8 protein-coding genes and 1 pseudogene are annotated in these 8,646 nt (G+C 67.8%); 4 read left to right on the forward strand and 5 right to left on the reverse strand.

From position 1 onward, the window contains the following. Together JWQ05_RS10895 and JWQ05_RS10900 are read right to left on the reverse strand one after the other, a co-directional pair. Positions 1–196 (reverse strand): 1-deoxy-D-xylulose-5-phosphate synthase N-terminal domain-containing protein (locus tag JWQ05_RS10895; protein WP_299658472.1); only part of this gene is annotated, 196 nt, incomplete at its 3' end. Positions 197–404: 208 nt separating this feature from the next. Then, complete coding sequence (locus JWQ05_RS10900; RefSeq protein WP_299658466.1) at positions 405–761, reverse strand: hypothetical protein; 357 nt, start codon at positions 759–761, stop codon at positions 405–407. A 218-nt stretch (positions 762–979) separates the two neighbouring features. On the opposite strand from JWQ05_RS10900, the gene JWQ05_RS10905 reads away from it, so the two are divergent. From JWQ05_RS10905 to ettA, 3 genes are all read left to right on the forward strand, one after another. Next, a complete protein-coding gene (locus JWQ05_RS10905) occupies positions 980–1,840 on the forward strand; it encodes a DNA/RNA non-specific endonuclease (protein ID WP_299658473.1) in 861 nt (286 codons plus the stop codon). Between the two features lie 11 nt (positions 1,841–1,851). Beyond that, positions 1,852–2,148: a hypothetical protein gene (locus JWQ05_RS10910; RefSeq protein ID WP_299658467.1), complete on the forward strand. Its 297-nt coding sequence runs from the start codon at positions 1,852–1,854 to the stop codon at positions 2,146–2,148. Positions 2,149–2,422: 274 nt separating this feature from the next. Then, entirely contained in the window at positions 2,423–4,075 is a 1,653-nt protein-coding gene (ettA, locus tag JWQ05_RS10915; protein WP_299658468.1) for an energy-dependent translational throttle protein EttA, read from the forward strand. A 94-nt stretch (positions 4,076–4,169) separates the two neighbouring features. Here the strand turns inward: ettA and JWQ05_RS10920 are convergent, their stop codons facing one another. From JWQ05_RS10920 to JWQ05_RS10930, 3 genes are read right to left on the reverse strand one after another with little or no spacing between them, the layout of a single operon-like run. Then, complete coding sequence (locus JWQ05_RS10920; RefSeq protein WP_299658469.1) at positions 4,170–5,027, reverse strand: formyltransferase family protein; 858 nt, start codon at positions 5,025–5,027, stop codon at positions 4,170–4,172. Beyond that, entirely contained in the window at positions 5,024–5,791 is a 768-nt protein-coding gene (locus tag JWQ05_RS10925; RefSeq protein WP_299658470.1) for an SDR family NAD(P)-dependent oxidoreductase, read from the reverse strand. The genes JWQ05_RS10920 and JWQ05_RS10925 overlap by 4 nt, the downstream gene beginning before the upstream one ends. A gap of 31 nt (positions 5,792–5,822) precedes the next feature. Then, positions 5,823–7,148, reverse strand: coding sequence for a capsular biosynthesis protein (locus JWQ05_RS10930; RefSeq protein ID WP_299658471.1), 1,326 nt, complete (start codon positions 7,146–7,148; stop codon positions 5,823–5,825). Positions 7,149–7,472: 324 nt separating this feature from the next. On the opposite strand from JWQ05_RS10930, the pseudogene JWQ05_RS10935 reads away from it, so the two are divergent. After that, positions 7,473–8,646 (forward strand): annotated as a pseudogene (locus JWQ05_RS10935) (capsular biosynthesis protein); the annotation flags it as partial.

Raw genomic sequence — 8,646 nt, forward strand, 5'->3', positions numbered from 1 at the left:
CGATGCGGTCGTCGGGGGTGTCGAAGACGTGGTGCAGGGCCACCGTGAGCTCGACCACGCCGAGCCCCGAGCCGAGATGCCCCCCCGTCACCGAGACCGCGTCGATCATCTCGGCGCGCACCGCATCAGCCACCGCCTGCAACTGGCTCTCCGGCAGAAGACGCAACGCCGAAGGCTCGGACAGACCGTCCAAAATCGCCGTCTCGGCGGATGAAGTTGGCGTGGATGCGTCCTTGAAGGTCGCGGTTTGGGAGGTCGCGTTGTGCGGAATTTCTTGCCGTGACACTGATTCACACCCGTTCGTTTGCTGGGCATCCGTTCGATTTCGACCCGCCCGCGCCGCACCCGGACCGACCTTCGAACGAAGCATGCCCCAAGACGAAACCGGGGCCCTTCGATCACACTTATAACGCCATGACGCGGCTTTGCCACGTTGCGGAAATACGCCAGCTCGTGGCGGCTCCCACCGCACCTGCAATACCGTTCCGAAAACCTGCCCGAAACCGAGATGTTCGAACGAAGTGCCGGTCCGGAAAGATGCTGGCGCGGTCATCCGAGATCCGGCAGTTAAGCGCCTCGGTCGTTTCGATCAACGGTGCGGGCCGCTTTTCCCGCGTACCCTTCGCGTCTCGAGGCAGGTCATGCTCGCGTTTCGGCACGTCACCGTGTTCACCTTCGCGCTCCTGATCCAAGGCGGATCCGTCCTCGCCGCGGACCCCGCTGCGGATCGGCGTCTCGAATCCCGACGCGGCCGGGCTCATGCTGTCACGATCGCGTGCGGGGCGGCCGGACCTTGTCGGGACCAGGCGGGGCCAGGCCCCGCCGACCGTGCGGTCCATCCGTTCGAGGGCACCCTCGGGCGCCCCTGCGGCTATCGCTGGCGGGCCACGCCCGAGGGGACGCGCAAGGTCCGCGTGTGCTTCTGAGCGCTCGCTTCCTTCCGCGAGTCGTGCGTGCGTCTCTGCTGGCACTCTCGGTGATGGCGTCGTGCTGCGCGGCTCGGGCCAGCGACTGCGACGAACTTTTCGCCGATGCGCGCCGGCCCGAAATCACCAACCCGAAGCTTGCTTTGCGCCTGGTGCCGCTCTGCTACGAGGCGTTTGCGGTGCTGCATTCGGGCGTCTCGCACACCCCTCTCTATGCGGCGGAGCGCCTGACCTCGGACAGCGTCGCGGCGGCGCGGCGGATCGACCGGGTCGATGCCTTCCACGACGAGAACGCGCTGCCGACCGACGACCGGGCGCGGCTCGACGACTACGTGCGGAGCGGCTTCGACCGGGGACACATGGCCCCGGCGGGCGACATGCCGACGGGCAGCGCGCAGGCGCAATCCTTCACCCTGGCCAACATCGTCCCGCAGGATCGTGAACTCAATCGCGGTCTCTGGTCGGCCATCGAGGAAAGCGTGCGCCGCCTCGCCACACGGCGCAAAATCCTCTTCGTGGTCACGGGGCCGATCTATGCCGGCGACGCGGTGCAGGCGATCAACGGGCGGGTGCTGGTGCCGACGCAGCTGTTCAAGGCGCTCTACGACCCGGCCACCGGAGAGGCCGGCGCCTATCTGGTGCCGAACCGGGACGATGCGGGCTGGCAGGCCGTGTCCCTCGATGCGCTGCGTCGGATCGCCGGGCTCGACGTGTTTCCGGCGCTGTCGCCGGCTGCGAAGGCACGGGCCATGGATCTGCCGGAGCCGCGCGCCTATTCCCGGGGGGAGGCGGACGGCGACGAGCATCCCCGCCGCAAGCCCCGGGCGGACGATTCGTTCGAGACCTGGGCCAAGGCTGAACTGCATCGCTTTCTCAGGCGTGTCTGGCGCGATCTCATGCGCGCGCTTTTCTGAAGGATGATCCGATGGCGACCCGCGACATGCCGCCGACAGGAGAGCCTGAGCCGGGGACGCGTTTCGAACCCTTTGCCGACGATGTCGCCGTCCAGACCGTCGGCGGCCTCTCGATCGAGAACGGTACGGACCGCATCGCGATCCATGGCTCCGTCGACCTCGCCCGCGACGCGGCGGGTCTGACCCGCGCGAAGGCGCTGGCCGCGACCCTATCCGCCATCATAACGGCCCTGGAAGGACAGGCTTTGCCCGAGCGAGTCGCGGACGCGACACGGCCGAGCGTCGCGGTGAAAAACCCGTTCGCCTGAGACGGGGCGCGGCTGCACGGCAGGCGTCCCCCGATCTTCGATCGGACGCCCTTATTGATCCCGTGTTCTTGCCGGTCCGGCGCCGCCTTGATACTCCGGCGCAACACCTTTACGCGAAGCGGTTCGACGACGGCGAGCGCCCGAGGATCAGCCTTTATCGCGCGGCAGACCGGCCGGCTGGACGGAACGCCGCCCGCGGAACCACGCAGACACGATTTCCGACGGTCGAGGCGCGAGGGCGCGCCGGGCCGCCGACACGACGAGGGACACCGAGATGGCGCGCGAATTCATCTACCACATGAAGGGTCTGACCAAGACCTATACCGGCGGCAAGAAGATCTTAGACAACGTCAACCTGTCGTTCTACCCGGACGCCAAGATCGGTGTGCTCGGCATCAACGGCTCGGGCAAGTCGACGCTGCTCAAGATCATGGCCGGCATCGACACGGAATGGACCGGCGAAGGCTTTGTCGCGCAGGGCGCGCGCGTGGGCTACCTGCCGCAGGAACCGCAACTCGACCCGAACAAGTCGGTGCGCGAGAACGTGATGGAGGGTGTCGCCGAGAAGCAGGCGCTCCTCGACCGCTACAACGAACTCGCGATGAACTACTCGGAGGAGACGGCGGACGAGATGACCGCCCTTCAGGACAAGATCGAGGCGGCCAACCTCTGGGAGCTCGATTCCAAGGTCGATCAGGCCATGTTGGCTCTCGGTTGCCCAACCGACGAGATGCCCGTCGCGACTCTTTCGGGCGGTGAGCGCCGTCGCGTCGCCCTCTGCAAGCTCCTCCTGTGGGAGCCTGAATTGCTGCTCCTCGACGAGCCCACCAACCACCTCGACGCCGAGACGGTGAACTGGCTGGAAGGCCACCTCAAGCAGTATCCCGGCGCGATCCTGATCGTGACCCATGATCGCTACTTCCTCGACAACGTCACCGGCTGGATCCTCGAACTCGATCGGACCCGGGGCTACCCCTACGAGGGCAACTACTCGGCCTGGCTGGTGCAGAAGCAGAAGCGTCTCGCCCAGGAAGGCCGCGAGGACATGGCCCGCCAGCGCGCGATCAACCGCGAGCAGGAGTGGATCTCGGCCTCGCCCAAGGCACGGCAGTCGAAGTCCAAGGCACGCATCACCCGCTACGACGAGCTCGTGGCCAAGCAGAACGACAAGATCGACGCCTCGGCGCAGATCGTCATTCCGATCGACGAGCGGCTGGGCAACAACGTCATCGAGTTCGATCACCTCAACAAGGCGTTCGGCGACCGCCTGCTGATCGAGGATCTGTCGTTCAAGCTGCCGCCGGGCGGCATCGTCGGCGTCATCGGCCCCAACGGCGCCGGCAAGACGACCCTGTTCAAGATGATCACCGGCTCCGAGAAGCCCGACGGCGGCACCATCTCGATCGGCGAGACCGTGCATCTCGGCTACGTCGACCAGTCGCGTGATGCCCTCGACCCGAATTCCACGGTCTGGCAGGAGGTGTCCGGGGGCAACGACATCATCTATTTCAACAAGCGCGAGATCAATTCACGCGCCTATTGCGCGGCCTTCGCCTTCAAGGGCTCCGACCAGCAGAAGAAGGTCGGCACGCTCTCGGGCGGTGAGCGCAACCGCGTGCACCTCGCCCGGACCCTCAAGGGCGGCGCCAACGTGCTGCTCCTGGACGAACCCACCAACGACCTCGACATGGAAACCCTGCGCGCGCTCGAAGAGGCGCTGGAGGATTACGCGGGCTGCGCGGTGATCATCAGCCACGATCGCTGGTTCCTGAACCGCATCGCCACCCACATCCTCGCCTTCGAGGGCGAGAGCCACGTGGAGTGGTTCGAGGGCAACTTCTCGGATTACGAGGAGGACAAGAAGCGCCGTCTCGGCGCCGACTCGCTGATGCCGAAGAAGATCAAGTACAAGAAGTTCTCCCGCTAAGCGCGGCTCGAACGCCCTCTCCCTTTCGAGGGAGAGGGGACGGTCCGGAGCAGGCCGCGCTCCGGCGCGGACATGCCCCCGGCGGATGGACGCGTCAGGCCGTGGCGCTGAGCGCCAGTGCGTCCTTGAGATCACGAACATCCGTGAGCTTGCGGCCGCGGCGGCGCAGGTCGGCAAGCAGAGCCCGGTCCGGGAACGGGCAATAGGGCAGGATCGGCGGCGTCTCACCACTCTCGAGGGTGCCATCGGCCAACCGGACGAGGACCTCGTCCAGAAGCACCCGGCCGTCCTCGTGCAGCAAGACCGACGCCCGCGTCGCGGTGGTGTCCGGGGGCAGCCGGACCGCCTTTTGCGCCAGGATCGCACCGGCATCGATGGTCACCGCGAGGCGATGCACCGTCACTCCGAAGGCAGGGTCGGCTTCCGCCAGGGCATGAATCGTCGGGACGGGGCCGCGGTGGCGGGGCAGAAGGCCCGGATGGACGTTGAAGCCCCCAAGGGGCGCCCGCATCAGCGTCGGTCCGGATAGGATCTGGTCGAAGTGGAAGGTCACGATCAGGTCGGGTGTATGCACGGCGAAGGCCTGCGCCACCTCCGGGCCGTTGACGTCGTCGACCTTCAGCGTCGGGATGCCGAGGCTTCCGCACAGGGCCTTGATCGGCGTGGCGCTCGCCGCCGCTCCGGCTCCGGTGAGGCGGCGCAGCAGGCCCGAGGTCGGGGCAAGGAGATCGGGCAGGCCGAAATTCACGCCGAGATAGGGCAGGATCGCCGGGCCGGAGCGGGCGAGGTGGCGGCGCACCTGACCCACGAGGCCGCCGGAACTCGGGCGCTCGGCATTCGACAGGCCCACGAAGGCGATGTCGGCGGCGTGTTCGGCCACGAACCGGCGCACCGCACGGGCGTTGGGGAGCGCCTCCAGCACGAACAGGGCGAGGCGGGGGCGAGGCGTCACCGGCCGACCCGGATCTTGAACTTGAAGCCGCTCATGCCGAGGCGCCGGAGGGATTCCGGCAGCAGGGCGGCACCTCGCGCCGCAGCGGCCATGATCCACGGAAAGGCGACGATGTCCTGGTCCCGCGCGAGGCCGCGCGCGATGCGGACGGCGGCATCCTCCGCGCTGATCTCCATCGGACGCCAACCCTGGTACTCGCCGCCCATCGCGGTCTTCACGTAGCCCGGCGTCACCACGTTGATGCGGACCCCGTGCGGCTTCAGCTTCTCACGAAGGGCGAGGCCGTGGGCGAGGAGGGCGGCCTTCGTCCCGCTATAGGCGGGTGCGTCGGGCAGTGGCGCGAAGGCCGCGAGCGAGGAAACGAGTGCGATCTGTCCCTGGCCCCGCGCGCGCATCAGCGTCACGCAGGGCAGGGCGACGTTGAGCGCACCGACAAGGTTCACCTCGACGGTCTCGAAGGCCATCGCCTCGGTCTCGACGTCTCCGCCCGGGTCGCCCCCATTGATCGCCGCATTGACGATGACGAGGTCGAGGGGATGCGCCGAATCCAGTGTCTTCAGCCAGGTCGCGACGGCCGCGCGGTCCCGGACGTCGAGGCGCGCGGTCTCGACCCGGGCACCCCGGGCGCGGCACGCCTCGGCGACGGCGTCGAGCCGCAACGCGTCTCGGCCCTGCAGCACCAGCGTGGTGTCGGAGCCGGCATAGTGACGGGCGAGGGCGGCGCCGATGCCGCTCGACGCGCCGGTGATCAGGATAACGGACATGGCGTCTGCTAGCCCGGAGCTCAGACCAGGATCAATAGACCGCCGCGAGTTCCTGTGCCGGGTCCGCTTCCGCGCGGATGGCCGCCGCGGCGGCGCGGGCCGAGGCGGGCAGGGTGGCCTCGAGGCGCGGGATGGTCCCCATGATCGCGCGTTCGATGGCTGGGCGCGAGAAGAAGCCGCCGTTTACCTGGGAGCGATGCAGGACGACGCGGCGGAAATCGGACATCAATGCGCTGTCCGGCGGCGTCGGCGCATTCCAGAAGGTGTTGATCCCACCCTGATGGGTCAGTCCCGGCAGGTTGTAGATCGCCTTGCCGGCCGCGTAGGTCGGCCGCCCGAGCTCGAGGGAGAGCATGCCGACCGTGCTGTTGACGAGCACCACACCCCGGCTGCCCGAGATCAGGTTCGGCAGGTCACCTCCGTCGATGATGTCCAGGCGATCGTTGACCCCGTGCCGCTTGGCCGAGTGGCGCGCATATTTGCGCCAGTTGATCAGGCCGCTGTCGAGGGGGTGCAGCTTGATGAGAAGGCGCGTCGGCGCCGCCGAATGGGCCGCGAAGGATGCGATGGTCCGGTCCATGAAGGCTTCCACCCCGAGGAAAGGGGAGTGGACCCGGATCTGGTAATCGCTGTCGAGCTGAAGTGGCAGCAGGAAGTAGTCGGCCTCGATGGCGACATAGGCCTCGTTGAGTCGCGCGGCCTCTCGGCGCGTGTGCGCGCGGCGGGAGAACTTCTTGATCCAGCCCGCATATTCCACCGCGATGTGGTGCGGCCGGTGGCTTCGGAAGCGCGGAAAGAAGTAGGGAAATCCGAAATTCGCGATGTTGTAGGCGATGTCCCACAGGCTGCGGCGCGCCATGTCGCCGCTCGACGGCATGGCTCGGCCGGGCTGGGGCAAGCGTCGGGCGACGGCCCGGATCTCGTCGGCGGTCTTGGGTAGGGGCGAGTGCCCGTTCACGCCACCGAGTTCGCAGGTGATCCAGTTCGGCCGGAGATAGCCCTCCTCGAAGACGTGGAGGCGAACCCCGAACGGCTCTGCGGCGGCCGTGGCGGCGACGTGGTAGGGCCGGCAATCGCCGAACAAGATGATGTCGGTGACGCCATGCTGACGGATATAGGCGGCGACGTAATCGCCCCAATCCGCGAAGCTGCCGCGATAATTGTCGGCCGGGAGGCGCCAGAACAGCCAGTCGCCGGACGAGAAGTTGATGCGTCGCACGTTGTGGCCGCGCGCCTTCAGGGCGAGACCGAGATCGGCGAAGAACGGGGATGCCAGCCCCTGAAGGAAGAGAAACGTCGCCGGTCTGTCGCGGTGCATGTCTGCGTGAGGACGCAAGTCTGCGCGGGGCTGAAGCATTCTCGGGGACGCCTGCTCCTGCGGCCGTGAACTCACGGACCGCCTACCACGGAGTATTCCGTCGCACGGCTCATCGATCCCATCAATTGGGCGGCTATGGGGCCGGATGCGGATTTCCCGGGCCTGTTGTTTCGAAGCAACGATTCTGTCCACAGCGCTTCTGCGAAGCAGTTGCGCCTCGGCGAGACACACCGGCGGACGGATCGGTGCGGCGAACCGGCGGTGACGAACCGGCGGAGACGAGCCGGAAAGCATGCGCGGTCATCGCCCCTTCGGCCGGGAAGGTGCTAAGGCAGCCGCCGACTGTGTCGCTCGAACGGGTCCATGCCTGCGAAACCGCCTCCATCGGTCTTTTCCACGGGCCGGACCACCCAGGCCTTGCGCGGCCAGATCGAAACGGCTGCCCGGACGGTCTTCGGTTCGCCGTGGCGACCCGCTGCGGTTCCTGTCGCCTGGGAGCGGAATTCGCTGGCGGGCCTCGCGGAAGGGCTCGGCCGCCCGGCGCTGGTGGTGCAGCCGGGACCGCTCCTGTCTCCCTACGATACGCCATTCACCGGCATGGCGAGCCTGCGTCTGACCCGAGCCGGGTCTCCCCTCGGTGACGGTGCGGAGATCGACGTCGATGCCCTGCGCCGCGCTCAAACCTTCGGCCGGAACGCATTCGCGCGCGACACCACGCGCGTGGTCACCGAAGCGCTGGCGGGATCGGTCGAGCCGTCGCTGATCCTGGTCGACGGAACACTCGGCGATTCGCCGAGCCGCCTGGGTGCCTTCGTGAGGCGCGCCCTGGCGCGATTTCCGGGCGAATCGTTCGTCGTCGCGGGCAGCGCGGGGTGCCTTGGACTTCCCGGTCCAGCGTCGACGCGGGTGCGGATCATCCCCGGCCCGGTCAATCCTTGGGTCCTGTTTACCCGCGTGCGGCGGGTCCTCGTGGAGGATTGGCGCTCGGCCTGCGAAGCCCGGCTCGCTGGAGCGGAGGTCGCCTGTCTGGATGCCGCCGACGGTGAGCCGGTCGGGCGTGTGCCCGAGACGCAAGAACTCGTGGCGCTGCGCTACGGCGCCGGCGTGCATTATTTCGATCCCTGGACCCGGGCGCCGATCGGCTTTTCGGAATGCCTGGAACGCGTGGCTTGGCTGCGCGATCGCTTCGCCGACAACGATCGGCCGACCGTGCTTGTGGGGATCTCACGCTGGAAGCGACCGGGGCTCGACGCATTCATGCGCGGCCCGCACGGGACGCCGGTTCACGCGATGACGGCCGAGAACGCGATGATCGCCGCGCGTCCACGCGGCGCCCGCGTGCTCGCCTGGGCCACGCGGATGCCGGAGCGCCTGGAGGCTCTCTGCGCCGAGAAAAATCTGCCGTTCGCCCGCATGGAGGATGGCTTCCTTCGCTCTGTCGGGCTCGGCGCCAGCCTTCAGCCCGGTGCCTCCATCGTGGTGGACGATCGCGGGATCTACTACGACCCACGGACCGAGAGCCGTCTCGCGGTGATCC

Source organism: Methylobacterium sp. (assembly GCF_028290105.1).
Lineage (GTDB): Bacteria > Pseudomonadota > Alphaproteobacteria > Rhizobiales > Beijerinckiaceae > Methylobacterium.

Bases quoted from the DNA above. Each gene is read 5' to 3' on its own strand.
- JWQ05_RS10900 (WP_299658466.1), bottom strand. From the start codon at position 761: ATGAGCCCGGCCGCGTCGGGATTCGAGACGCCGATCCGCAGCGGGGTC.
- JWQ05_RS10905 (WP_299658473.1), top strand. From the start codon at position 980: ATGGCGTCGTGCTGCGCGGCTCGGGCCAGCGACTGCGACGAACTTTTC.
- JWQ05_RS10910 (WP_299658467.1), top strand. From the start codon at position 1,852: ATGGCGACCCGCGACATGCCGCCGACAGGAGAGCCTGAGCCGGGGACG.
- ettA (WP_299658468.1), top strand. From the start codon at position 2,423: ATGGCGCGCGAATTCATCTACCACATGAAGGGTCTGACCAAGACCTAT.
- JWQ05_RS10925 (WP_299658470.1), bottom strand. From the start codon at position 5,791: ATGTCCGTTATCCTGATCACCGGCGCGTCGAGCGGCATCGGCGCCGCC.
- JWQ05_RS10930 (WP_299658471.1), bottom strand. From the start codon at position 7,148: ATGCTTCAGCCCCGCGCAGACTTGCGTCCTCACGCAGACATGCACCGC.